At 55.3% G+C, this 23,967-nt stretch carries 20 protein-coding genes; 15 read left to right on the forward strand and 5 right to left on the reverse strand.

Going from position 1 to position 23,967, the window contains the following annotated elements; all coding sequences use genetic code 11:
- Positions 1–2: 2 nt before the first annotated feature.
- The 5 genes from U8U68_RS01470 (at position 3) to U8U68_RS01490 (ending at position 7,870) form a co-directional block, all read left to right on the forward strand.
- Positions 3–1,580, forward strand: coding sequence for an ABC transporter substrate-binding protein (locus U8U68_RS01470; RefSeq protein ID WP_322199085.1), 1,578 nt, complete (start codon positions 3–5; stop codon positions 1,578–1,580).
- A gap of 318 nt (positions 1,581–1,898) precedes the next feature.
- Entirely contained in the window at positions 1,899–3,902 is a 2,004-nt protein-coding gene (locus U8U68_RS01475) for a beta-galactosidase (protein ID WP_322199086.1), read from the forward strand.
- A gap of 218 nt (positions 3,903–4,120) precedes the next feature.
- Positions 4,121–5,215, forward strand: coding sequence for a glycoside hydrolase family 5 protein (locus U8U68_RS01480; RefSeq protein ID WP_322199087.1), 1,095 nt, complete (start codon positions 4,121–4,123; stop codon positions 5,213–5,215).
- A 31-nt stretch (positions 5,216–5,246) separates the two neighbouring features.
- Positions 5,247–6,341: a helix-turn-helix domain-containing protein gene (locus U8U68_RS01485; RefSeq protein ID WP_322199088.1), complete on the forward strand. Its 1,095-nt coding sequence runs from the start codon at positions 5,247–5,249 to the stop codon at positions 6,339–6,341.
- Positions 6,342–6,532: 191 nt separating this feature from the next.
- A complete protein-coding gene (locus U8U68_RS01490; RefSeq protein WP_322199089.1) occupies positions 6,533–7,870 on the forward strand; it encodes a glycoside hydrolase family 30 protein in 1,338 nt (445 codons plus the stop codon).
- Between the two features lie 110 nt (positions 7,871–7,980).
- On the opposite strand, the gene U8U68_RS01495 is transcribed toward U8U68_RS01490, so the two are convergent.
- Positions 7,981–8,517, reverse strand: a complete 537-nt coding sequence (locus U8U68_RS01495; protein WP_322199090.1) for an inorganic diphosphatase — start codon at positions 8,515–8,517, stop codon at positions 7,981–7,983.
- A 244-nt stretch (positions 8,518–8,761) separates the two neighbouring features.
- Here U8U68_RS01495 and U8U68_RS01500 point away from each other — a divergent pair, with 244 nt between their 5' ends.
- Positions 8,762–9,052, forward strand: coding sequence for a YlmC/YmxH family sporulation protein (locus U8U68_RS01500; RefSeq protein ID WP_322199091.1), 291 nt, complete (start codon positions 8,762–8,764; stop codon positions 9,050–9,052).
- Here U8U68_RS01500 and U8U68_RS01505 read toward each other — a convergent pair.
- The gene (locus U8U68_RS01505; protein WP_322199092.1) at positions 9,042–9,902 is read right to left on the reverse strand and encodes a patatin-like phospholipase family protein; all 861 of its coding nucleotides are present in this window, start codon (positions 9,900–9,902) and stop codon (positions 9,042–9,044) included. The genes U8U68_RS01500 and U8U68_RS01505 overlap by 11 nt on opposite strands.
- 324 nt (positions 9,903–10,226) lie before the next feature.
- Between U8U68_RS01505 and U8U68_RS01510 the strand changes: the two genes are divergently transcribed.
- The 5 genes from U8U68_RS01510 (at position 10,227) to U8U68_RS01530 (ending at position 14,714) form a co-directional block, all read left to right on the forward strand.
- Positions 10,227–10,937, forward strand: coding sequence for a hypothetical protein (locus U8U68_RS01510; RefSeq protein WP_322199093.1), 711 nt, complete (start codon positions 10,227–10,229; stop codon positions 10,935–10,937).
- A 205-nt stretch (positions 10,938–11,142) separates the two neighbouring features.
- Complete coding sequence (gene trmB, locus U8U68_RS01515) at positions 11,143–11,790, forward strand: tRNA (guanosine(46)-N7)-methyltransferase TrmB (protein ID WP_322199094.1); 648 nt, start codon at positions 11,143–11,145, stop codon at positions 11,788–11,790.
- Positions 11,791–11,904: 114 nt separating this feature from the next.
- Positions 11,905–13,269: an MATE family efflux transporter gene (locus tag U8U68_RS01520; protein WP_322199095.1), complete on the forward strand. Its 1,365-nt coding sequence runs from the start codon at positions 11,905–11,907 to the stop codon at positions 13,267–13,269.
- 267 nt (positions 13,270–13,536) lie between these two features.
- Positions 13,537–13,854 carry an L-rhamnose mutarotase gene (locus U8U68_RS01525; protein ID WP_322199096.1) on the forward strand — a complete coding sequence of 106 codons (318 nt, stop codon included), beginning with the start codon at positions 13,537–13,539 and terminating at the stop codon, positions 13,852–13,854.
- Positions 13,855–13,871: 17 nt separating this feature from the next.
- Positions 13,872–14,714 (forward strand): amidohydrolase family protein, encoded by an 843-nt coding sequence (locus tag U8U68_RS01530; protein ID WP_322199097.1) that lies wholly within the window; start codon positions 13,872–13,874, stop codon positions 14,712–14,714.
- A gap of 326 nt (positions 14,715–15,040) precedes the next feature.
- Here U8U68_RS01530 and U8U68_RS01535 read toward each other — a convergent pair whose 3' ends face one another.
- Complete coding sequence (locus U8U68_RS01535; RefSeq protein WP_322199098.1) at positions 15,041–16,339, reverse strand: ABC transporter substrate-binding protein; 1,299 nt, start codon at positions 16,337–16,339, stop codon at positions 15,041–15,043.
- Positions 16,340–16,346: 7 nt separating this feature from the next.
- Positions 16,347–18,911, reverse strand: a complete 2,565-nt coding sequence (locus tag U8U68_RS01540) for a response regulator (RefSeq protein WP_322199099.1) — start codon at positions 18,909–18,911, stop codon at positions 16,347–16,349.
- Positions 18,912–19,297: 386 nt separating this feature from the next.
- On the opposite strand from U8U68_RS01540, the gene U8U68_RS01545 reads away from it, so the two are divergent.
- The 4 genes from U8U68_RS01545 to U8U68_RS01560 all read left to right on the forward strand — a co-directional run bounded on the left by U8U68_RS01545 (position 19,298) and on the right by U8U68_RS01560 (position 22,449).
- On the forward strand, positions 19,298–20,380 hold the full coding sequence (locus U8U68_RS01545) for a radical SAM protein (protein ID WP_322199100.1): 1,083 nt from the start codon (positions 19,298–19,300) through the stop codon (positions 20,378–20,380).
- A 69-nt stretch (positions 20,381–20,449) separates the two neighbouring features.
- Positions 20,450–21,526 carry a 1-(5-phosphoribosyl)-5-[(5-phosphoribosylamino)methylideneamino]imidazole-4-carboxamide isomerase gene (hisA, locus tag U8U68_RS01550; protein ID WP_322199101.1) on the forward strand — a complete coding sequence of 359 codons (1,077 nt, stop codon included), beginning with the start codon at positions 20,450–20,452 and terminating at the stop codon, positions 21,524–21,526.
- A 93-nt stretch (positions 21,527–21,619) separates the two neighbouring features.
- Complete coding sequence (gene hisE, locus U8U68_RS01555; protein WP_437124410.1) at positions 21,620–21,946, forward strand: phosphoribosyl-ATP diphosphatase; 327 nt, start codon at positions 21,620–21,622, stop codon at positions 21,944–21,946.
- Positions 21,946–22,449 carry a class I SAM-dependent methyltransferase gene (locus tag U8U68_RS01560; RefSeq protein WP_322199102.1) on the forward strand — a complete coding sequence of 168 codons (504 nt, stop codon included), beginning with the start codon at positions 21,946–21,948 and terminating at the stop codon, positions 22,447–22,449. The genes hisE and U8U68_RS01560 overlap by 1 nt, the downstream gene beginning before the upstream one ends.
- Positions 22,450–22,905: 456 nt before the next feature.
- Here the strand turns inward: U8U68_RS01560 and U8U68_RS01565 are convergent, their stop codons facing one another.
- Positions 22,906–23,625: a hypothetical protein gene (locus U8U68_RS01565; protein WP_322199103.1), complete on the reverse strand. Its 720-nt coding sequence runs from the start codon at positions 23,623–23,625 to the stop codon at positions 22,906–22,908.
- Positions 23,626–23,967: the final 342 nt, after the last annotated feature.

A 23,967-nucleotide genomic window follows, 5' to 3' on the forward strand; every position in this document is an offset into this window, starting at 1 on the left:
CCATGAAGAAAACCAAACAGATCTTGGCCTTGCTTCTGGCTTTGGCCATGGTACTGGCTCTGGCGGCTTGCGGAGGAGACGGAAACTCGTCCACAGGCAGTACCGCCAGCACAGGTGGAAGCACCAGCTCCACCGGCGGGGACGCCAGCGAGCCCGAGGCGGCCACCCTGGACACTTCCAAAGAAGTGAACCTGATCATGTACTTCATTAGCGACAAGCCCGGTAAATACGACGAGGTGGAGGCAAACTACAACAAGCTTTTTAAAGAGAAGCTGAACTGCACCCTGACCACCCAGTGGATCCCCTGGTCTGACTATGCCAACAAGTATCCTCTGCTGTTCTCTTCTGGCGAAGAGTTTGACCTGGCTTACACCGCCACTTGGCTAAGCTATGCCTCGCTGGCGCAGAAGGGCGCTTTTAAAGAGCTGGATGAACTGTGGCCCCAGTACGCGCCCAACAACTGGGCCCAGCAGTCTGACGCCGCCAAGGTGCAGGCCACTGTAAACGGCCACTACTACTGCATCCCCACCCTGCTGGCTACTTACAGCGCCTATGGCCCCTATTACCGCACGGACATCCTCACCGAGGACCAGTGGGACGGCAAGATGGAGAACTTTGAGGACCTGGAGAAGTACCTGGACGCCGTAAAGGCCAATGTGCCCGAGATGGAGCCTTACAACGTGTACTCTTCCGGCTCTGAGGTGGACGACATGTGGCTGGGCGCCAACAGCCTGTACGCCATCCGCGGCACCTCTTGGCTGCACCTGGACCCCTTCGCTGACAAGGCCGAGCTGAAAACCTGGTATCAGTATGACGGCGCTATGGACTTTTTGACCATGATGAAGCGCTGGTGTGACAAGGGCTTCTACTCTAAGTCCGCCCTGGCCGACACCGATTCTACCAAGCCCAACAACGGCAAGGCTGCCTGCGGCATCCACAATGTGGATACTTACAATGGCCGCGTAGTAGACGACTACAACAATGGCCGCGACTGGACCTGGGGCTTTAAGAACTTTGTTACCGATGTCTCCAACCTGCCCTTTACCCAGGATGCCTGCGTGGTGCCCACCACCAGCAAGAACCCCGAGCGCGCCCTGGCTCTGTACGACCTGATCACCACCAATGAGGAAGCCTACCGTGTCTTTATGAACGGCATCGAGGGCACTACCTATGAGATCGTGGACGGCCAGTCCAAGACTCTGAATGCCGATCAGGACTACGGCAGCACCGGCATGTGGGCTGCCCGCAACAGTCTGTTCAACCTGGATACCGTGGGTTCCGCTGCGGATCTGAATGACATGAAGGCTGAGTGGGACGCTTACATTGAGAAGAATGGCAACACCCACAGCCAGTACTACGCTGGTTTTACCATTGATACCTCCAGCATTGAGACCGAGTACGCTGCCTGCCAGAACGTGGTGCAGCAGTACTGGTGGCCCCTGGAGCTGGGCTACACCGAGGATCTGGAAGCCGGCTTGAATGACTTCCAGGCCAAGATGGAAGCCGCCGGTGTGCAGAAGGTTATCGACACCCTGCAAGGCCAGCTGGACGCTTACTGTGAGCAGTTCCCGCAGGGCTGATAGCGCGATAAAAGCTGAATAATGGCTTGCCCCATAGGCAGGCTAGAAAAGGGACGGCGGGGGAAATGCTTCGCCGCCCCTTTTTGTGGTTTTTGGTGTTTTTTGTTAATAGTGCCTATATCTTTTTGCGAGGATATGGGATATAATAGACGGAACGACAGGGGGCGGGGGAAAGAGCGCAGGGAGCTGGTCTTGTCTACCGACTCCATCAGGTCGGAGCAATCGCGATTGGTGATTTTCCCCGCCCCTTAACTGTGTTCGCGCTTCACGTACTGCCTTTTGCTGATTTTGCCACTTATATCACAAGGAGGAATTACTTTGGACCATCTGCTATACGGCGTGGCTTATTATGATGAGTACATGCCCTACGAACGCCTGGACAAGGACATGGAGATGATGCGGGAGGCGGGGATTAACGTCATCCGCATTGCCGAGTCCACCTGGGCCAGCGAGGAGCCCGAGGAGGGTGTATTTGACTTTACTCATGTGGAACGGGCCCTAGCCGCGGCCCAAAAGGCGGGCATCTCGGTGATTGTGGGTACGCCCACCTATGCGGTGCCCCCCTGGCTGGCCGCCCGCCACCCAGAGGTAATCGCCATTACCGCCCGGGGACAGGGCAAGTACGGAGCCCGCCAGAACATGGATATCACAGCCCCGGCCTACCGTTTTCACGCTGAAAAAGTGATTCGCAGGCTGGTAGAGTGCGTGCAGAAGTACCCCAATGTCATTGGTTTTCAGATTGACAACGAAACAAAGCACTATGGTACCGCGGGGCCCAATGTGCAAAAGCGTTTTGCCGCTTATCTGCGGGAAAAGTTCGGCACAGTGCAGGCTATGAACGCCGCGTTCGGTTTCAACTACTGGAGCAACCGGGTGGACTGCTGGGAAAACCTGCCGGACGTAACTGGTACCATCAACTTTAGCTATGCCGCTGAGTTTGCCAAGTTCCAGCGGGGGCTGGTGGATGAGTTCCTCAGCTGGCAGGCGGACATTGTCCGGGAGTACCTGCGGCCCCAGCAGTTTATTACCCATAACTTTGACTATGAATGGCGGGGCCACTCCTTTGGCGTCCAGCCAGATGTGGACCACAAGTCTGCCGCCCGGTGCCTAACCTTGGCTGGCTGCGACATCTACCATGAGACCCAAGACCGCCTGACCGGCAAGGAGATCGCCTTTGGCGGGGCGATGTGCCGCAGCCTGAAGCGGGACAACTACTTAGTAATAGAGACCAACGCCCAGGGACATGTGACCTGGACCCCCTACCCGGGCCAGCTGCGGCTACAGGCCTTTAGCCATGTGGCCAGCGGGGCCAACGGGGTGATGTACTGGCACTGGCATTCCATCCATAATTCCTTTGAGACCTACTGGAAGGGGCTTTTGAGCCATGACCTACAGCCCAACGCCGCCTACCGGGAGGCCTGCACCATTGGCGCGGACTTCGCCCGGCTTAGCGAAAAGCTGACAGGACTGAAAAAACACAGCCGGGTGGCCATGCTGGTGAGCAACCAGGCCCTAACTGCCCTGAACCTGTTCCGCCTGCCGGACGGAAAGACAAAATATAACGACGTGGTGCGCTGGCTGTATGACGCTCTTTATGAGATGAATGTGGAGTGCGACATGCTGTTTCCAGAGGATGAGGACTTTAACAGCTATGATGTGCTGGTAGTTCCCGCCCTATACAGCGCGCCCCAGGGCCTGCTGGAGCGCCTGAAGATTTTTGTGGAGCAGGGCGGCGAACTTATCGCCACTTTTAAGACCGGATTTTCCGACGAACACCTGAAAGTGTATGCCGAGGTGCAGCCCGCTCTTCTGGCCGAGTGCTTTGGCATTGCCTACGACCAGTTTACGCTGCCCCAGGACGTGCCGCTGAAAAGCGATGTGCTGAGCCTGGAAGGAAGTGACCGCCAGGCAAAGGTGTGGATGGAGCTGGCGCGGCCCCAGGGGGCGGAAGTGCTGGCCCAGTATGACCACAAATTCTGGGGGGAGTACGCGGCTATCACCGAAAACAGCTGGGGCAAGGGCATGGCCACCTACCTGGCTACCATGACGGACCCAGCCCTGCTGAAGCAAGTTCTGCGCCGGGTGCTGGAGCGGGCTGGATTGTGGGGAGTCGAGCAGGGCGCGGCGTTCCCCATGCGCATTGTCTGCGCGGAGAACCAGGCGGGCCGGCAGCTGCGGTTCTACTTCAATTATTCCGGAGAGGATGTCACCCAAGCCTACCTGCACGGTGCGGGGACCGAACTGCTTAGCGGCAAAACTGTGCGGCCCGGGGAGCAGCTGAAGCTGGGGCCTTGGGGTTTTGCAATGGTGGAAGAGGAATAAAGAGCGTAAAAGGAGGAAAGGGGCAGTGCCCCTTCCCGCTAGACATTGCAGGAAAACAACGCGCCGCGCCGAATGATTGACAAAAGAAAAACAGCGGCCCGGCGGATATGGGTGAGGGCAAAGCGTTTCGTTCTTTTAAGCCAGAAATTTGCCAGACCGCACCCCGACCAATGGAGCAAGCCCAATGGAACATAACAAAAATAAGGAGGACGTGACCTATGGAAAAAATACATGGCGTAAATTTGGGCAACTGGCTGGTGCTGGAAAAATGGATGCATCCAGACCTGTTTGCCGGAGTGGACGCGGAGGATGAGGACGCACTGTGCCGCCTGCTGCCCCGGCCCCAGCTGGAAGCCCGGCTGAAGCAGCACCGGGACACCTACATTACCCTGGAGGACTTTCAGTGGATTAAGGCCCACGGCCTAAATACCGTGCGAATTCCAGTGCCCCATTTTATCTTTGGAGATGACCCGGCTTTTTGCGACCCCTACGTGCCCTGCATTGAATACCTGGACAAGGCCTTTGACTGGGCCGAGGAGGTGGGGCTGAAAGTTCTCATCGACCTGCACACCGCCCCTGAAAGTCAGAATGGCTTTGATAACGGCGGGATTTGCGGCGTATGCAAGTTCTGGCAAAAGCCGGAGATTGTGGACCGGGTTATTAAAGTGCTAAGTATGCTCTCTGAGCGCTATGCCCAGCGAGAGGGGCTCTTTGGCATACAGATTCTTAACGAGCCGGTCTCGCCCGAGCTGTGGGAGTTCATAAAAAAGCGCTACCCCCCTGCGGACCCCCAGCGGGCCGAAGGCAGCGGCCCGGTGCCCATTACCTTCCTCTATGACTTCTACACCCGGGCATACCATGCCATCCGCCAGTACTTAGGGGAAGAAAAAGTGGTGATGTTCCATGACGGTTTTCGGCTGAAGATGTGGAAGGAGTTTATGCGGAGCCCAGAGTTTAAGAATGTTTGGCTGGATACCCATATCTATATGATGGGGGCCCCTGGCAGTAACGAGAGCAAGGATATGGTGGGCTCTGTGCTGGGGCGGCTGCGCGGCGATATTCAAGAGATGTCCCAGTACTTCCCAGTGGTGGTGGGCGAGTGGTGCCTCTCTCACAGCCCAGAGGGCATGGAGGAAATGAGTGCCTGGGAGAAGAAGCTCTCCTTCCGCATGATGGCCGACGCCCAGCTGACAGCCTGGGACCAGAGCGCGGGCTTCTTCTTCTGGAGTTACAAGCTGATCTCTGAGCCGGACGGATGGGATTTCCGCAAGTGCGTGGAAAAGGGATGGATGCCGGAAGTGATTGGCCAGTAAACCCAGTTGAGTGTAGAGGAGGTGCCGGGCCGTGGTGGAGCTGCCCACGTGGAGCCAGTGCAGAAAGGCGCTGGGCCCAGTAGAACATGGTTTTCCGTGCTATCGGCTTTGTCTACTGCTGTTCCGGCAGCCGCTGGAAAAGCACGCGAGGCTGCAAGAGCAGCTGGAGCTTGTTTGGAAAAGCTTGGGCGAAAGCACCGGGTGCTTTTTGTGGGGAAGTCCCTGGGGCAGCCGCTGCTTGTGCGTGGCGTTGGCCGGAAGCCAGGGGGCCATCAATGACGAGAGTCTTGTTATGAGGAAGCTGCGTCCGCTAACCGGGGATATGACCTTTTATAGCAGGCAATGGTTTTTGGCCTGCGGTGGAATGGTGGAGAAGCCCCAAAAGCTGGAGCGGTCCTTTTGGCAGTGCAGGCGCAGCGCCCAGGACCTGTTCTTTAAGGGATGGGGGGGCTGGTCTGCCCGGCAGTGGGACGATCCCTACATACCGCTCTTTATAGACTTTGGGCTCTTGGCCCGGTTTTCCCTGGCTGTGAGCCGAAGAGAAGAGACGGCGGCTTTTGCCGCGCTGGACGCCATTTACCGGGAGGTGGCAAAAAAACCGGAGGGAAATCCAGAAATAGCCCGGGGAATCTATTATGCGATGTGGTCCTTAATTAACGCGGAATTTGCCCGCTGGCGAGAAGAGGCCTATTTTCCCAGTCAAGTGGAGCTGCGGGCCGCAGAAACGCTGGAAAGCCTGCAAGAGCTGCTAAAGCGGCAGACCCAGACGCTGCTGGCCCCACCCGCTGGGCAGGAAGTATGCCCGGCTGTGGCCACCGTGGTACGGCTGATGCGGGAAAATTTTTCCGATAAGAACCTGACGGTGCGCCGCCTGGCAGAAGAGGTGTACCTAACGCCCTCCTACTTGTCAGGACTGTTTAAGAAGCACACGGGCAAGACCATTAGCCAATACCTGACCGAAATTCGCATCGAGTACTCGATGAATCTGCTTATGGATAAGCAGATTAAGATTTCCCGTATAGCGGAGATGGCGGGGTATAATGACGCGAATTATTTGACCAAAACCTTTAAAAGCCATGTGGGTATGACGCCGACAGAGTATAGAAATCGTTATAGAAAGAAATAATAGATGGAATTTTCTGCGTCTGGATGGATTGGCCGAAAAATAGAGCTTTATGAGGAAAAGAACAGTGGGGGTTGTGGAAGAAAATAGCAAAAAAGCCACTTGACTTTCTCTGCTTACTATGATAGAATGCACGAAAGCTTTTTAAAAGAAGCGCGACAGAAATACTATTCGTTTTTAAAAGGAGTATCCTCATGTACAAAAATACACTGTATCAGTCCACAATGGGCAAGCCCATGGAGAAGAGCCAGGTAAGCTTTACATACAAGCCCCAGGCCGAAAACAAGGTGGTGAACCTGTACCCCAAGATAAAGTACCAGCGGGTCCAGGGCTTTGGCAGCGCTCTTACTGAATCCTCTGCGGTGAACTACGACGCCATGCCCGCGGCCACTCGTGCTAAGTTTATGAAGCTGTTCTTTGACCGCCAGGAGGGCCTGGGCCTGAACCTGTGCCGCACCCATATTCACTCCTGTGACTTTTCCGAGGGCTGTTACACCTATATAGAAGAGGGGGACAAGCAGCTGAACACCTTTTCCATTGCCCACGACGAGAAGTGCATAATCCCCTTTATCAAGGACTCCATTGCCGCCTGCACAGATGGGCTGATGCTGTTCTGCTCTCCTTGGTCGCCTCCGGCGTTTATGAAGTCCAACAATGATATGCTCCACGGCGGCAAGCTGCTGCCGGAATACTACGAGGCATGGGCCCGGTACTACGTGAAGTACATCCAGGCCTATCAGGCCCACGGGGTGGAGTTCTTTGCTCTGACTGTGCAGAACGAGGCCATGGCAACCCAAACCTGGGAGAGCTGTGTGTACACCGCTGAGGAGACTGCGCTGTTTGTCCGGGACTATCTGTATCCCCAGCTGAAAAAGGCCGGGCTGGACACCAAGGTGCTGATTTGGGACCACAACAAGGAGCATGTGGTGGACTGGGTAGAAGGCCTGCACAGCGTAGTGGGGGCTCGGGAGACAGTGGCGGGCGTGGCTTTCCACTGGTACTCGGGAGAACATTTTGACGCTCTGCGCATGGCCCACGAGCTGGACCCGGACCTAATGCTGCTGGAGACGGAGTTCTGCTCCATGCTGTGCAAAACCTTGGAGCAGGAGTGGAAGGTGGCTATGCGGTATGCCTATGAGATCATCGGCAACCTAAACAACTATGCCCACGGCCTTACCGAGTGGAACATCTTGCTGGACCAGAACGGTGAGCCCCGCCACGATGCGGACGGCGGCTGCGGCGCTATGGCCCATTATAACAAGGATACGGACCAGCTGCATCTAAGCCAGGTATACTATGCTATGGGGCACTTCTCCAAGTTCATCCAGCGGGGAGCGGTGCGTCTGGGCAGCAGCAAATACCGCCAGGACCTTTTGGTTACGGCTCTGGAAAACCCAGACGGCAGCATTGTGGTTGTGCTGGAAAACCAGGGTGCGGCGGACACCATAGAGCTGCGTCTTAATGACTACGCGGGCAAGGTAGAGCTGGCGGAGTCCTCTATTACGACTCTTGTCATTGAGGCCGAACCGTAAGATAAGCGGGAATACCTGCACATAAGAAAAAAAGCCGGCCCTTCATAGAGAGGGCTGGCTTTTTTTGATTGCGAATGAGTGAAGAGGACAGGGATATACTTTGAAAAGGCTTAGGCCATACAGAAGTCGGTTAGGTAGCGCTCCAAACAGGAGGTGATAACCTTTTTGGCCTCTTCCGGCCCCCGGGCCTCGCTAATCTCTGTATCCTTGTCATTTTCCAGCTGCTTGTATACTTTGAAGAAGTGGCGCATTTCCTCAAAGATGTGGGTGGGCAGCTGGGAGATGCTCTTGTAACTGTTATAGGTAGGGTCATCAAAGGGAATGGCGATAATTTTCTCATCCTCTTTGCCAGAGTCATCCATTATAATGACCCCGATGGGGTAGCAGCGCACCAGGGACATGGGAATGATGTTCTCAGAGCAAAGCACCAGCACGTCCAGTGGGTCGCCGTCATTAGCGTAGGTGCGGGGGATAAAGCCGTAGTTGGCTGGGTAGTGGGTAGAGGTGTACAGCACCCGGTCCAGGCGCAGCAGGCCGGTCTCTTTGTCCATCTCATACTTGGACTTGCTGCCCTTTGTGATCTCAATGACCGCGTAAAAATCGTCGCACTTAATGCGCTTGGGGGAAATGTCGTGCCAAATGTTCATGGTGATACCCTCTTTCTTTTTTATTCTGGGGCATATGCTTAGCCCAAAGGGCATAGACATCAAATAGGGGGATTTTTTTCGTGGCAGACCAAAAGCGTCCCGGTCCCACCCGGCGCTCGGCTTCCTAGCAGAGGCCGGCTGGTCAACATCAGAAAAAAGTCGGAATACAGGTTTTCGTCCACCTTTTTCAAAGGGTGGTGGGGTGCGGGGTAAAATCCCCGCGGCCCTGAAAGGAGGAATGGCCATGAGCTGCCGGATGGGAGAGCTTCGCAGCAAGGAAGTAATCAGTGTAAAGGACGGCGGGCGGCTGGGGTACGTGTGCGACCTGGAGCTGGATACAGACACCGCTGCCGTTACCGCACTGGTGGTATATGGCCGGGGGCGGCTGCTGGGTCTTTTAGGCCGGGAGCAGGACACGGTGATCCCCTGGAAGGACATTGAAATGATCGGTGGGGACATTGTGCTGGTCCGCTGCGCCGCACCCCAGCGCCGCCCGGGCTTTTTCGCTAAACTGTGGGAGAGGCTTACGTCCTAAGCCCCAGATACTCCCGTAGGGCGGGCAGCTGGCGGCGGCAGACCGCCTGGCCCTGCTGGTACAGGTTTTGCAGTTTTTCTACATCCTTTTCCGTGCGGCGGACCGTGACCGGCTCTGCTGGACGCAGGACAAAGAGCTTCCCTTGGGCCTCCAGGCGGTCGATGGCATCCATCTCGGCGTTATAGTGCCTGGGCACGTTCAGAATGGCCCGTACCAACTGGGGATATTTCCGGTAAAACCGGGCGTACATCCGGGCAGCGGGACGGGAAACCGGGGCTTTGCGGTAGCCGTGCTCCCGGGTGGTAACCACCACAATTTTTTGGTAGCCCAGGTCCAGGGGCCGCTGAAAGGGCACAGAAACCGCCAGGCCCCCGTCCAGGCAGGGCTCGCCCTGTACATCCACAATGGGGGCCAGCAGGGGCAGGCTGGCGCTGGCACGGATGGCTGCGTAGATATCTTTGCAGGTGCTTTTATCATAATAAAGGGCCTGGCCGGTGCGGCAGCTGGCAGCTACGGCAGTGTATTCGCAGGGCGAGGCGGTAAAGGCTTCTCGGTCCAGGGGAATGAGGGTGTCGCTGATCTCGCCAAAAAGAAAATCAAAGTTAAAGATACTGCGGTTTTTAATAAGGCTGCGCATCCCCATATAGCGGGGGTCGTTGACAAAGCGCAGGTTGATCTCGGCGGTGCGGCCGGCCTGGCCGGAGACAAAGTTGACGCCGGTAAAGGCCCCGGCAGAGACGCCAAACACATGTTGGAAGCTAATGCCCTCTTGCAGCATTACGTCAGTGACCCCGGCGGAAAACAGGCAGCGCAGAGAGCCGCCCTCCAGGGCCAAGGCAGTTTTTATCAAAAAGAATCACAATCCTTTCTAAGAGTTCGTCTAAAAAACCAGCGTTGCAGGTTCTTTAGACGAACTTTTCAGCGCTAAAGAGACGGATAACAGAGCTCTTTAGCGCTATTTTACACCATTTGAAGTGGATATTCAAGTCTATTTTGGGCGAAGAGACAAGTCTATGGCCGAAAAAACAATGAGTGGAAATATGGTAAATTTGCTCTTCAAGGCTTGACAATGGCAGGACAATATTATAAGTATATATACCATAATTTCGATACACGAAGAAGGTGGAGTTGCTGGTATCAGAGTGGTGCTTAAGTATATTAGGAGGCTGACAGGATGAAAAAAGTAATCTATGCGCTACTTGTACTGATGCTGATAGGCACATTTACTATGACGGCTTCAGCGGCAGAGTCTGACGATATGAAAGAATCTGTCCGTCAGCGTTATCTGGCACGGGGATATACAGAAGTATTTCCTGAAGAAACGGCTGCGCTTCAGGAAAATATCCCGGCAGAAGTTCTGGAACTAGCCTATAGCGACATGGATAAAGCGGACGAAGAAATGAAAGCGAAGATTTTAGATGCGCGAAATAAGGTGATTAGTCATTATGACTATGCTGCGGATGACGTAGTTGGCTGTGATTTTAATGATGAAAACCGTACTTTTTGTTTTACACCCAAATTTGGCGATTTGTTCCCCGACTGGGATTTGCCAGTGGTAAATACTTCTGCGCAGCAAGGAGAAGTCCCCCGGAACGAACGTTATCGGGAAGAAGTAATTGTATTCTATGGAGAACCTGTCACGACACAATGGAATTACTATGATGTGCTGATACCAAAAGCCGTGGATGGCGTGATTGCAGGCTCATTTAAAGTAATAGATTCTGTAAAGAATAATAACTACTATAATGATTTTAGAGCGGTAGCTACATCTTTGCCGTCAGGAATTACGAAGTATAATTTGGGCTTTACAGATGAAAACACAGGAAAGTCAATCATTTCCCGTAGAAATTTAGAGGTTAACCATGGTCATGAGATTACAGGTTGATATTCGAACATATGGTAAAGTGGGCATACGCACCAGCAACTATGTGAAAGATGGCTATGGAGACTTTGTAGTGCAAAGGACAGCACAATAGGTGTACGGTCGGGTCCGCCTCTGGTAAGGGGCGGGTCCTTTTTTGTGTGGGCTTGATTTTCTATCTCAAAGCCGTTATAATCATATTATCAAGTTTTGGGGGGATATGCAATTCATGCGAATGAGAAAAAAAGCCTGGGCCAGGCCCGAACTGGCCCAGTGCGATTATTATGTGCCGGACCCAGCGGCCCTGCGGGGCCACTGGGCTGAGCATTTTGCCCAAAAGGGCAGGCCCCTGCACCTGGACCTGGGCTGCGGAAAATGCGTGTTTTTGGCCGGGGCGGCAGTCCGCTGGCCAGAGGCGAACTTTGTGGGCATTGACATCAGCTATGATATTTTGGGAGTGGGGCGGCGGAATATCCAGGCCCGGTTTGACCCCCGCCAGCCGGGAAATATTCTGCTTTGCTACTATAACATAGAGCGGCTGGGGGAGCTGTTTGCCCCCGGCGAGGCGGACAGGCTGTACATCAACTTTTGCAACCCCTGGCCCGCAGCGGGCTGCCACAAGCGCCGGCTGACCCACACCCGCCAGCTGGAGGCTTATAAACCCCTGCTGGCCCCAGGGGGAGAGATCTGGTTTAAAACCGATAACCAGGACCTGTACCTGGCCACCCGGCGTTATTTGGGGGAAGCGGGCTTTACTGTGTTTTTCGACACAGAGGACCTGCATGCCCAGGAGGACCCAGAAAATGTGCTGACCGAGCACGAGATCCTCTTCAGCGGGCAAGGCCTGAAAATTAAGGCCCTCCGGGCCCGCCTGTGACCTCCGGAAGCGGGTAAAAATGGGCGGAGCCTCCCTCTGCCCCCATCGCTCTACTTCACGATACCAGTTAATTGACTGCTTCATTGAATGATCTCGATTGAGAAAGGAGCCCCTATGGCAGAAAACAGCAAAACTCTGCTCTTTGAGAAAACCCCTGTTCCCCGGGCTGTGATGACCCTGGCAATTCCCACCATTCTTAGCTCTTTGGTCATGGTGCTGTACCATCTGGCAGATACTTACTTTGTAGGAATGCTGGACGATCCCATCCAGAACGCCGCGCTAACCCTTTCGGGGCCGGTGCTTCTGGCTTTTAACGCGGTGAACAATCTGTTTGGCGTGGGGTCCTCCAGCATGATGAGCCGGGCGCTGGGCGCAAAGGACCATGACACTGTATACAGAAGCTCGGCGTTTGGCTTTTACGGTTCGCTGCTTAGCGGCGTGCTCTTTTCAGGATTATATGCCGCCTTTCGTTCTCCTCTGCTGACCATGATCGGTACGGACGCCACTACGGTAGCCGCTACCAGTGATTATCTGCTGTGGACGGTGGCTTTTGGCGCGGCCCCGGCCATCCTCAACGTGGTGCTGGCCTATTTGGTGCGTTCCGAGGGCTCCTCTCTCCATGCCAGTATTGGCACCATGAGCGGCTGCTTTCTCAACATTCTCCTGGACCCCATCTTCATCCTGCCATGGGGCCTAAACCTGGGCGCGGCCGGGGCGGGGCTGGCCACATTCCTTTCCAACTGTGTGGCTTGCCTATACTTTTTTGTGCTGCTCTTTGTGCGCAGGGGAAAGACTTTTGTGTGTGTCAAGCCCTCTATGTTTGGCTTTCGGCGGGGGATTGTGCTGGGCATTTTGGGGGTGGGAGTACCGGCCTCTATCCAGAACCTGCTAAACGTTACTGGCAAGACCGTGCTGAACAACTTCGCCTCTGGATATGGGTCGGATGCAGTGGCGGCCATGGGCATAGCCACCACCATAGCCATGGTGCCGGTGCAGATCTTTTTTGGCCTTAGCCAGGGGGTAATGCCCCTGGTGAGCTATAACTATGCCAGCGGGAACGCCAAACGGATGAAATCTACCGTGGACTTTACCATTTGGGTGGGGGGCGCCTTTATGGTGGTAACCACCGCCGCGCTGTTCTTTGCCTCCCGGCAGTTTACCCTGCTGTTTATCCAGAATGAGGCCGTGGTGGACTATGGCGAGGCGTTTTTACGGGCGCTTAGCCTTTCGCAGCCCTTCTTATGCATGGATTTTATCGCGGTGGGGGTGTTCCAGGCCTGCGGCATGGGAAAGAAGTCGCTGGTGTTCGCGGTGCTAAGGAAGATCGTGTTGGAGATACCGGCGCTGTTTGTGCTGGACTGGCTGTGGCCCCTGTATGGCCTGGCGTACTCGCAGCTGGTAGCTGAGGTAATCCTCTCGGCGGTAGCGGTGGTGATTTTGATAAGGCTGTTCCAGCGCCTGGAAAAGCGGAACGAATAGGCGGAACAAATGCTGGGTGTGGCAGGGGGACAGCGTCTCATGGTTTTGATCTTGAGGGGACGCGAGAAAGAAAAGCCCCCATACCCCTAGATCACCGTCTGATAGCAGCGTGACAGCCCATTAGTTGGGAGAGCCGCCAAAGAGGGGGCGCCTTTATCAGCAAAGAGAAGGGATCTATACTTTTGGGGGGATTAGGGCTCCGGCCACGGAGGACGGCTTCTGGCGTCCTTTGCCACATAATCTTTACAGAAAGAGGGTATACTTTATATGGAACGTATGGCTTGGAGAGGCCGTATCAAGCCCGGAAAAAAAGAAGAGTATGTGCGCCGCCACCGGGAAATTTGGCCCGAAATGGTGGCGCTGCTCAAGGCTGCCGGTATTTGCAACTACACCATTTTTGCTGACGGGGACCTGCTATTTGGCTACTATGAATGTGAAAAGGGCGTGGCCTTTGCTGAAAAGACCCAGGCCCAAAGCCCGGTGGTGGACCGCTGGAACCAGTATATGGAGGATATTTTGGAGCTGGAAATGGACCCCGCTACCGGAGCCCAGCCAAAGCTGGAGCCTGTTTTCCGGCTGGACTGAAACTAGGAGGGAAGCTCATGACCATTGACTTTCACACCCACACTTTCCCGGAAAAGATTGCCGCGTCTACCCTGGAAAAGCTTAGTGCCGCCAGCCACACCCAGCCCTTTACGAACGGTACCTGCCAGGGGCTTTTAAATTCCATGGAGAGGGCCGGGGTGGATCTTTCAGTGGTGTTGCCTGTGGCCACAGCGCCCCGCCAGGTGGAACACATTAACGATTCCGCCGCGCGGATTAATGCCGGCTCGCCGGGGCTGCACTCCTTTGGGTGCATGCACCCAGACTTTGAGGGGTGGCGCGCGGAGTTGGCCCGGATAAAGGACCTGGGCCTGAAAGGCGTGAAGCTGCACCCTGTGTACCAGGGGGTGAATTTTGACGACCCGCGCATTCTGCGGATTCTGGACCGGGCCGGGGAGCTGGGCCTGATCGTGGTGACCCACGCGGGGCTGGACGTGGGATTTCCGGGGGTGGAGCGGTGTTCGCCCCAGATGGTGCGCCGGGCACTGGCACAGGTGGGCCCGGTAAGGCTGGTGCTGGCCCACATGGGCGGCTGGCGCTGCTGGGACCAGGTGCTGGAGCTGCTGCCGGAGCTGCCGGTATACATTGATACAGCTTTTTCTGTGGGGAAAATGGTTCCCCTAAAGGACGGCTACTACGGGCCGGAGGACCTGCCCTTGCTGGACGGCCCGGGGTTCCGGCGGCTGGTGGAGGCTTTTGGAGCCAAGCGGGTGCTGTTTGGCAGTGACAGCCCCTGGAGCGGCCAGGCGGAGACCCTGGAATGGCTGCGGCGGGAGCTAAAGCCAGAGGAGGCCGGGCCCGTATTGGGCGAAAATGCCAGGGCACTGCTGGCACTGGAATAGATGGTGAAAAAGAAGCAAAGGAGCGCCCCAGGGGTACGCTCCTTTTTTCCTATGGATTTATGTAAGAAAAATGCCGGCATGTTTTTTATATGTTTATTGGGATAGGCTCCCTGGTGGCCAGTCCCTGCGCCCGCTCTGTTTTGCACAAAACCGGGGCACATATAGTAAACGCACTTAAAAATCGGTACATATCGATTTTTGAGTTGGGCAGCTTTGCGGCCCAGCTCAAAAGAGGTGAAATACTTCTTTTGAACTGCGTTAACTATAAAATATGGGAGCAGCCCCTATATGTTGGAGCGGCTCCCTGTATATTCTAGATGTGCCTTTTACTGCAAAGAGGCGTCTTGCAGCTGGTCAAAGGACGCCATGCACTCTTCCACGCTAGCTCCATTTAGCAGATCCCGCACAATACGGCAGGTGTTTCCCCACTGCTCTACCTTCATGCCCGCGTTAGAACCCAGTACATAAACGCCCTCATCAAATCGGTCGTTTAGGGGCTTCAGGGCGGGAACGCAGTCTACCTTCACGTTCCGGGAGGGAGAGATCACCTGGTTGGTCTCCGCGTAAAGCTGCAGCGCTTCGTCAGAGGTGATGACGTCCAGCACCTGGGCCGCGTCCTGGGCGTGTTCCGCGTTGGCTCCCACGCCAAAACCCGTCATGGACATCACCGGCATCTGCCCCCGGCTGCTGGGAAAGCCGATAACCATCATTTCAAAATCTGTTTTCCCATAGGCGGTTTTTGTGTTTGCCGCGCCCCAGTAGGCCATTACAATGGGGGTCTTTTGGTCTAAAAAATCCTGCCCCTCTCCCTCAATGGCCTCGCTAACCCGAGCTTTCTCCGCGTCAATATACCCTTGGTCAATAAGCGTCTGTAAAAACGCAAAACCTGGGCGCATATAGTCGCTGTACCTGGCCTTGCCGCTGTTCAGGGCCTCAATCTCCCCCTGGGTATTTCCGCCGTTGTACAGGTCCGCATAGGCTTGCGCAAAGACAAAGTTTTCCAGCCACCAGCGGTTGGCGCCCACAGGTGTTTCAACGCCGTTTTCTTTAAACACCCGGCAGCACTCTAAAAAATCCTCCGGGGTTTCTGGCAGTTCCAGGTGGTATTGGTCAAACATGGTTTTATTGATAAACAGACCATAGGCCACCACCTCTTGGGGAATGGCTACCAGCTTGCCGTTTACCGTATTGGCGGTTCGCACAATATCCCGCAGATTTTTGGCGCTTTCCAGCCCTGAAAGGTCCATAAGCAGGTCTTCCGCTCCCAGGGCCAGCACGGTATCTGGGTTTAGTAGGTAAATGTCGTCCATATTATTACGGGCACGGTCCAGGGCCACTTGGTCGTATGTCTTATCCTGGTGATCCTCCGCAGTATAGGTGTGGTAAGTCACGGTAACGCCCAAAGCGTCCTCCGCCATGGCGATGGTCAGGTCCGAGGCGGTCCTGGCAAGGTTTTCCGCGTCGGGATCGGTTTTCTCCATGGGGCTGAATAGCTCAACGATTCTTTCTGGTTCATTCCTTTTGGAAATAAGGTTTGTCGGCGGGGAAGGTTCCGCGCAGGCCGGCATAAGAATCAGTGCCGCCATACAGAGGGCAAGCCCTATGCGGTGCAGTTTCTTCTTCATGCTGATTTCACCGATCTTCCTTTCGTTTGCTGCATTGGCTGATAACCTTCTTCAAAAGCTCCATACTAAGGGGCTTTGGTACATGGGCGTCCATGCCGGCGCTTAGCGCCTCTTTCTCGTCCTCGGCAAAGGCGTTGGCCGTCATGGCTATAATGGGGATTTCCGCCGCATCCGCCCGCTGTAGGGCACGGATGGCCCTGGCAGCCTGGTGGCCGTTCATCACAGGCATTTGTACATCCAGCAAAATGGCGTCGAACTCTCCTGGTGCTGCCTGCTGGAAACGTTCCACCGCCAGCTGCCCATTTTCTGTTAGTTCGCAGGTGGCGCCCTCCAGCTCCAGCAGATCGGTAAGAATTTCCGCGTTAATGGCATTGTCCTCTGCCGCCAAGAAGTGAAGCCCCTGTAGGCTGTTGTCCGCTGGATTTTCCTGGCCTGTTTCCTCGTTGTCCCCCCACATCTCAGCCACCTTTTCTCGAAGCGCCGAGACAAAAAAGGGCTTTGTAAGCAGGCCCGTATGGCCTGCTGGAAGCGCCTCTTCCACGTCCAGGTCTCTGGGGTCTGCCAAAACCACCAGAGAGGTGGCGTCAGGCAGGGCGTCGCGCAGGGCTTTGGCCTGCTGCGCTCCGCTGCTCTCCCAGTCCAGCAGAACCAGCTGGCAGGTTTCGCCGCTGTTCAGCCAGTGGATGGCTTCCTTGGTACTGGCGGCTTCGGAAAAGGAAAGGCTGGTGTCCTCCATCAGTGTACGGATATTTTCTAGGCTCTTTTGGTCCCCATCGATTGCCAAAACCCGGGTGATTCCCTGCCGTTCCCAGAACTGCCGGTCCCGGTGCTCTTCCTGAATCCCCAGCTCCAGTTCCACCCGGAAGAGGGAGCCCTTGTCTACTTCACTGAATACCTCAATGGTGCCTCCCATCAGCTCCACAATGCTTTTGGTAATGGCCATACCCAGCCCAGTGCCTTGAATTTTGTTGGTAGTGCTGTTTTCCGCCCGGGTAAAGGCGTCAAAAATATGGGTAAGATATTCCGGCGTCATGCCATAGCCGGTGTCCTCCACCTCAATACGGATATGCTCATACTGGCTGGAATGCTGCTTGAGGCCAACAACCCGCAGCCAAATATGGCCTTTGTCCGGCGTATATTTTACGGCGTTGGAAAGGAGATTAATTAAAATTTGGTTGATGCGCGTCTCGTCCCCCACCAGATACTCATGCCGGACCCCAGACACATCTACGTGGAATTCCTGCCCTTTGGCTTTGGCCATGGGCTGGATAATGGCGTCTACAGAGGAGAGTACGTCGCTGAGGGCAAAACTTTCAAAGCTTAGGACCACTTTCCCGCTTTCAATTTTGGAAACATCCAAAATATCGTTAATTAGGCTGAGAAGGTGCTGGCCGGAAGCCATAATCTTTTTGGTGTATTCCCGTACCTTTACCGGATTTTCCGCGTCTGTGGAGAGCAGCGTCGCAAAACCAAGAACCGCGTTCATTGGCGTGCGGATGTCATGGGACATATTGGAAAGGAAGGTGGTCTTGGACTGGCTGGCGATCTGGGCGGCCTGTAGCGCCTCGGACAGCTGCTGGTTATGAAGCCGCCGTTCGGCCTCCCGTTCCTGCTGCAGTTTGTTCTGCTGTCTTCTGCTAAGATAATATAGACCAATACACAGGAAAAACGCGGCCAGCATGAACGCCACCACAAAGTAAATATTCTGGTTGACCGTCCGGCCCTCTTGCTGGATAGCCTCTACAGGCACATAACCCACCAAAAAGAGGGTGCCGTCGTTTACAGGCCACATATAGTTAAGGGCCTGTACTTCCCGGATGTCATGGTAAAACAGAATAGGCTCTCCCTGCCTTAGGCATGCTTCCACCTCTGACTGAATGTCCAAATCCAGAATATTGTTTGCCCGGTAGAAATCGCTTAGGTTCAAATGGCCGGCGCTTCGCTGGCCCATTCCCTTGGGCTTTAGAACAAAGCGCTGGCTTTCTGCGTCCATGATGTAGAGGGTAGCCTGCTGGTTATAGAAGCCGTTGGGAAGGGAGCGGTCAATGGCATCGAACACGTATTCAGCGTAAAGGGTTCCAATTTCCCGGCCGTCCCGCTGAACAGGAGATTTTATGGTATAAGACCAGGTGCCCATATAATTGATATAGGCTTGCGAAACGGCGAATCCTCCCACCGTTCCTCCCGCGGAGAAGTCCAGCCCCTCTTCCGTAAAGGGCTCGCCGGTGTTGGAAACGCCCTGGTTTTTTCCAGAGAGGATGAGAGACATCTTTGACATGGTCTGGTTTTTTTCATAAGCACGGATATAAGCCTCGGGGTCCTCCGCCCTTGCGATCTCCTGGGCGATTAGGGTCTGAAAGTCCGCCTCGCTGCGCAAAATAGCCTCGATGGTATATTGAATCAGGTCCAAGCTTTCACGCAGGTTCTGAATAGCGGAGGAAGACATTTCCTGGGAAATCTTTTGAGAAATGGTGTATACCACGGTTCCCAAAACGCAAAAGACCAACACAATGGATACGAGAAGGATCTGGCCCTTCCAATTCATTCCTTTTCTGCTCGGCTTCGTTTTCATAGACAGTCTCCATTCCAACGCTTCGAAGGGCCGCACCGGGGACAAAGTCTTTTGGAAAACCGATTTACGCTTTTAACTTAGGGCAGCGCTGTCTTTTCCGTGTTTCCGGTCCTGGGTGAGTCCGGCTTGATATTGCATTTATGATACCGCATTATATTATACTATATGCCCGGTTTTAGTGTCAATAGTTTCTGGTCGGGAGAGGGGATAAAGTGGGGTTGGTTTTTCCATGGAAACAGGTGATCTCCAAAGAAAAGCCCCAGGGATTACAGGCGGCTTTTCCATGGGGCGACAGGGCCTGTGAATAAAAGCGAAATGCCCTTTTATTTTGCCGGGGTTTGTGCTATAATGATCCCCGGAGATCGTGAAACAGGAGGAAGCCTGTAATGAAATATGAACGTCTCACCATTGCCCTGGATATGCACGGCTGCCCCAACCGCTGCCGCCACTGCTGGCTGGGCTGGGGGCCCAACGCGGGCCTGGGGCCAGAGGACCTGCGCTTTGTGGCAGAGGCTTTTCGCCCACACACCCAGCGGCTGATTGTATACGACTGGTACCGGGAGCCGGACATGACCGGCGACTACCGGGAGCTTTGGCAGCTGTGCGGCGCGCTCTCTACTCCTGGGGAGAAGCGGGATCATTTTGAGCTGGCCAGCGTGCCCCGTCTGGCCCGGGATAGGGACTACCCCCAGTGGCTGCGGTCCCTGGGAGTGGATGTAGTGCAGCTCACCTTTTTTGGGGGAGAAGAGGTTACCGACCGCATGAGCGGCCGTCCTGGGGCCTACCAGGACCTTTTAACCGCCATAGAGCGGCTGCTGGAAAATGGTTTGGCACCCCGGATACAGGTGTTTGTCAACAAAAGCAACCTGGACCAGCTGCCCTTTTTAGACCAGCTGATAGACCGTTTAGCACTGCCTGCCCGCTGCCAGGCGATGGGCAAAGAGTTTGTCTTTTTCCTGCATCAGGGCAGCTGCGACGGGAAAAACCGGGACTTCTACCCCCAGTGGCTGACCCCGGAGGACCTGGAGAAGATTCCGCCCCGGCTGGCGGCGTATTCCCTAAAGCACTGGGGCGCGGCGGACCTGTGGGAGGTGTTTGGCCGGCCGGAGGGGGAGCTGGTTGAGGAGCTGCTGGAGGACCCCACCACACAGAAAATGGCCCAGACAGAGCCAGTGCTGTATATTGACAGTTCTTTTTCTGTTTATCCCAATTTTACCGCGCCCTCTCCCCACTGGCTGCTGGGAAACCTGAAAGCCCCGGGCCGTTCTCCGGAAGAGAACGCGGGGGCCGCCCTGGAATTCTACGCCGAAAACCGCAGCCCTGGCCAGCACGCCCGGGCTACGGTACCAGTGGGGGAGCTGGCCCGGTGCTGCGGAGACAGAAAGAGCCGGCGGCTTTTTTGCAAGGGCGACTATATTGATTATTTGCTGGGGCGCTATTTGGAGCGGACAGCGCGTCAGGGGAATTAAGCCTCGGGTTTGCCGCTCCTGCCAGATGGGCCGAAATGATTTTATGCGATATGGAAAGGGATGATACCGATGATTGTTTTACCAGCCATTGACCTGCATCAGGGCCGGTGTGTGCGCCTGCTGCGGGGAGACTATGCCACTGCCCAGGTGGTGGCCCCAGACCCGGTGGAGACCGCTTTGCATTTTAAGGAGCAGGGGGCCCACTGGCTGCACATGGTGGACCTGGACGGAGCCAAAAGCGGCCGGCCCGAGAATATGGAGCTGATTCTGCGGGTGGCGGAAACGGTTAATATGAATATAGAGGTGGGCGGCGGCATCCGCAGCATGGAGACCGTGTCCGGGTACTTGGAAAAGGGGATTTCTCGGGTAATACTGGGATCTGCCGCCCTGGAGGACCCAGACTTTGTGCGGCAGGCGGTAAAGGCTTTTGGCAAGCAGGTTGCGGTGGGCATTGACGCCCTGGACGGCCGGGCCGCGGCCCAGGGCTGGACGAAGCAAAGCGGCACGGACTATATTGAGCTGGCCCGCCGGGTGGAGGAGATGGGCGTGCAGTATATTATCTGTACGGACATCCGCCAGGACGGCACCCAACAGGGCCCAAACCTGGAGATGCTGGACCGGCTGAATCAGGCGGTGGGCTGTAATATCGTGGCCAGCGGGGGGGTCAGCAGCCTACTGGATTTGATTGAGCTGTACGACCTGGGCCTGTACGGGGCCATTGCGGGCAAGGCTGTGTATGCCGGCGCCCTGGACTTAATGGAGGCGGTGGCAGTGTGCCACAAGATCTCTGGAAAAAAGCCCAAGACAGAGGGGGCCATAGCAGACGAACTGGACCGGTACTTTTCTAAGTCGGAGCTGATTCCCGCCATTGTGCAGGACGCGGATACCCATCAGGTTTTAATGCTGGCCTATATGAACCGGGCGGCCCTGCGAAAGACCCTGGAGACCGGGTATACCTGGTTCTATAGCCGCAGCCGGAAGTCCCTGTGGAATAAGGGGGAGACCTCAGGAAACACCCAGCGGGTGGTAAGCGTTGCGGCGGACTGCGATGACGATACACTGCTGGTACGGGTAAAGCCCAAGGGCCCGGCCTGCCATACAGGGAAAGAGAGCTGCTTTTATAAGTGGATTGCGGGCGAGAGCTGAAAGGAAAAACAGCGGGGGGCCGAGAGATTTGGCTAAAGCCAAGACCCGCAAAGGAGGCCCTTTATATAAAATTTTTTGCAGACGAGAGGTGTCATGATGGAAGAACTTAAAGAGCTTTACGCCACGGTGCAAAGCCGGCAGGCCAGCGCCCAGGAGGGCTCGTACACAGGATATCTGTTTGCCCAGGGGCTGGACAAGATCCTGAAAAAATGCGCGGAGGAGTGCGGCGAGGTGATTATTGCCGCAAAAAACGGCAAAAATGAGGAGACTGTGCTGGAAATCAGCGACCTGCTGTACCACCTGACTGTGCTGATGGTTCAGCAGGGCATTACCCTGGAGCAGGTGGAACAGGAGCTCTCGAAGCGCGGCGGGAAAACCGGCAACCTGAAAACCTTTCACCAGGTGGACAGGAACAGCTGATGGCGGGGCTCAAGGAAAAGCTTCCCTGGAGCTATGAGCGAAAGGTCCGGGATTTCCTGCGGCCGGGGGTGCGCCTGCTGGATATGAGCGCCGGAGCCGGGGAGTTCCTTTTAGGATTGGGGCATCCACCGGCCCTAACGGCAGCTTTGGTACAGGACGAGGCGGAATTTCTGCTGTGCCAAAAGCGGCTGGGGCCGCCGGGGGCAGAGGTTTGCTGGTGGAGGGAAGGCCCTCTGCCTTTTGGAGACGGGTCCTTTGACCTGCTGCTGAACGACCGGGCCCCGTTAGACCCAGCGGAGGCTGCCCGGGTGCTGGGACCGGGGGGCTTTCTGGTGGCCCAGCAGACCGGCGGCCAGGAGGCCCCTTGGCTGGGGGAAGACTATAACCTGGAGAATGTGGCCCCCAGACTGGAGGCGGCTGGGTTTCGGCTGAACTATGCCCATCAGTTTTATGGAGAAGAGCCGCCCTGCCACCGGTTTATGCTGGTGGGGAAGAGGCGGTAAGCCGCCCGGCCAGGCATGGAATAGACAAAAACAGGAGTCAGGCGGACCCCGAACCCGGGGTACCCGCTTGACTCCTGAAATGGAACGTTTTAGCCGCCTGCCAATTTTTTAGAATTGCTAGCTGTTACGCAAGATACTTAGACAATTTAATATTGAAGTTTCCATTATTGGGAACGCTATAAGTACTTGCACGTAGCCCAATGGTACATTGCGCATCTTTGTTTGTTATGCGACACGTTTGCGTAGGGCTAGCGGTTGTTAGCCTTGGCCAATAGGCATAAGATTCATTCCAAGTGGTATTTGTGATACAAAAATTGCAGCTGGTTGTAGAGGGGAAGATAAGAGACTTTTACCGCATATTCGTATGTTTCGTACGAAAGCGCGGGAAAAGTCATGAAGGGAGCGGTATACATCCTGGTCTTTGGATTATCCAAATAAACAATTTTGTTGTATACATCAGGGTGTTCCGCCCATGCGAGTCCCCGCAAATATCGCCGCGCTGCGCAGCCCGGCCTTGTCCGCTGTGGCGGCGGAGCTAGTTTGCAGGAAGCTGGCGGAAGCGTCCTGGAGGCTGGCCAAAGCCTCTTCGGGCGCGTCTTTCCAGTCCGGCAGCTCCAGGTCTATCTGGGGCTCATACCAGCCGGGGAACAGGTCGCTAAAGCGCGGGGTGATCTCAAAGGTATGGTCCTCCCTAGGCTCAATGCTGTAGCACATGGTCTTGTCGGCGGGGTCCGCTGTCCAGGCGAACTGGTAGATCACGGCCCGCCGGGCAGAGAGGATATAGTCCTTTAGATCTTCGGGGGTCTGGTCCAGGTCCATGTAGGCCAGGCGCACTGCTTTTTGGTCCATCTCCCGGTTTACGGTTTCCCAAACCTGGGCGGCGGTGTGGGGCATGGTAGATACTTCCCGCCAGCCGTTTTTCTGGTACTCGTCCCGGATGATCTGATCCACATACTCCCGCTTGGCACTGGGAGACAGGGCTTCGCCCTGGGGCGCTATGCCCGCGGCCCGCTGCTGGCGGGAGCCCAGCAGCAAATCATTGACGCGCAGAGTGATATTTTGGGAGATTTCATCGCGCTGGGCGGCGGGGGCGTCGTTTTCCATGGCCTGGGCAGAGAGGGAAAAGGCCAAGGCCATAGCCAGTACGGCAGTGGTTGCAAGGAGCTTTTTTAACATTTTAAACATACCGCCTTTCTGAAAAAAATTGAAATTGGCAGAAATGGCTAAAGCTTCCATGGTTTTATCATAACACGACGATTTTTGTTTGTCAAGAGAAGTAAATGATTAAGTCAAAAAAGAATATGATAAATCCTCTAAAAAATAAAGAAAACCAGAACATGCGCGGTTTGACGCGCTCGCAAAAAATCCTAGGGCGTGTTCCCATAAGCAGAGTATGCGGATTTTGGAATAAATTTTTGTCAGATTCAAGGCGAAAATTCGCAGACGTACTCGCGTACTTCAAGAATTTTCAACGAAGAAGATGACAAAGATTTGCCAAAAAGACGCGTACGAACGCTT

Source organism: Acutalibacter intestini, from assembly GCF_034334985.1.
GTDB lineage: Bacteria > Bacillota > Clostridia > Oscillospirales > Acutalibacteraceae > Acutalibacter > Acutalibacter intestini.

Coding starts and splice junctions, on each gene's coding strand:
- U8U68_RS01470 (WP_322199085.1), top strand. CDS start 3: ATGAAGAAAACCAAACAGATCTTGGCCTTGCTTCTGGCTTTGGCCATG.
- U8U68_RS01480 (WP_322199087.1), top strand. CDS start 4,121: ATGGAAAAAATACATGGCGTAAATTTGGGCAACTGGCTGGTGCTGGAA.
- U8U68_RS01490 (WP_322199089.1), top strand. CDS start 6,533: ATGTACAAAAATACACTGTATCAGTCCACAATGGGCAAGCCCATGGAG.
- U8U68_RS01495 (WP_322199090.1), bottom strand. CDS start 8,517: ATGAACATTTGGCACGACATTTCCCCCAAGCGCATTAAGTGCGACGAT.
- U8U68_RS01500 (WP_322199091.1), top strand. CDS start 8,762: ATGAGCTGCCGGATGGGAGAGCTTCGCAGCAAGGAAGTAATCAGTGTA.
- U8U68_RS01510 (WP_322199093.1), top strand. CDS start 10,227: ATGAAAAAAGTAATCTATGCGCTACTTGTACTGATGCTGATAGGCACA.
- trmB (WP_322199094.1), top strand. CDS start 11,143: ATGCGAATGAGAAAAAAAGCCTGGGCCAGGCCCGAACTGGCCCAGTGC.
- U8U68_RS01520 (WP_322199095.1), top strand. CDS start 11,905: ATGGCAGAAAACAGCAAAACTCTGCTCTTTGAGAAAACCCCTGTTCCC.
- U8U68_RS01525 (WP_322199096.1), top strand. CDS start 13,537: ATGGAACGTATGGCTTGGAGAGGCCGTATCAAGCCCGGAAAAAAAGAA.
- U8U68_RS01530 (WP_322199097.1), top strand. CDS start 13,872: ATGACCATTGACTTTCACACCCACACTTTCCCGGAAAAGATTGCCGCG.
- U8U68_RS01535 (WP_322199098.1), bottom strand. CDS start 16,339: ATGAAGAAGAAACTGCACCGCATAGGGCTTGCCCTCTGTATGGCGGCA.
- U8U68_RS01540 (WP_322199099.1), bottom strand. CDS start 18,911: ATGAAAACGAAGCCGAGCAGAAAAGGAATGAATTGGAAGGGCCAGATC.
- U8U68_RS01545 (WP_322199100.1), top strand. CDS start 19,298: ATGAAATATGAACGTCTCACCATTGCCCTGGATATGCACGGCTGCCCC.
- hisA (WP_322199101.1), top strand. CDS start 20,450: ATGATTGTTTTACCAGCCATTGACCTGCATCAGGGCCGGTGTGTGCGC.
- hisE (WP_437124410.1), top strand. CDS start 21,620: ATGATGGAAGAACTTAAAGAGCTTTACGCCACGGTGCAAAGCCGGCAG.
- U8U68_RS01560 (WP_322199102.1), top strand. CDS start 21,946: ATGGCGGGGCTCAAGGAAAAGCTTCCCTGGAGCTATGAGCGAAAGGTC.
- U8U68_RS01565 (WP_322199103.1), bottom strand. CDS start 23,625: ATGTTAAAAAAGCTCCTTGCAACCACTGCCGTACTGGCTATGGCCTTG.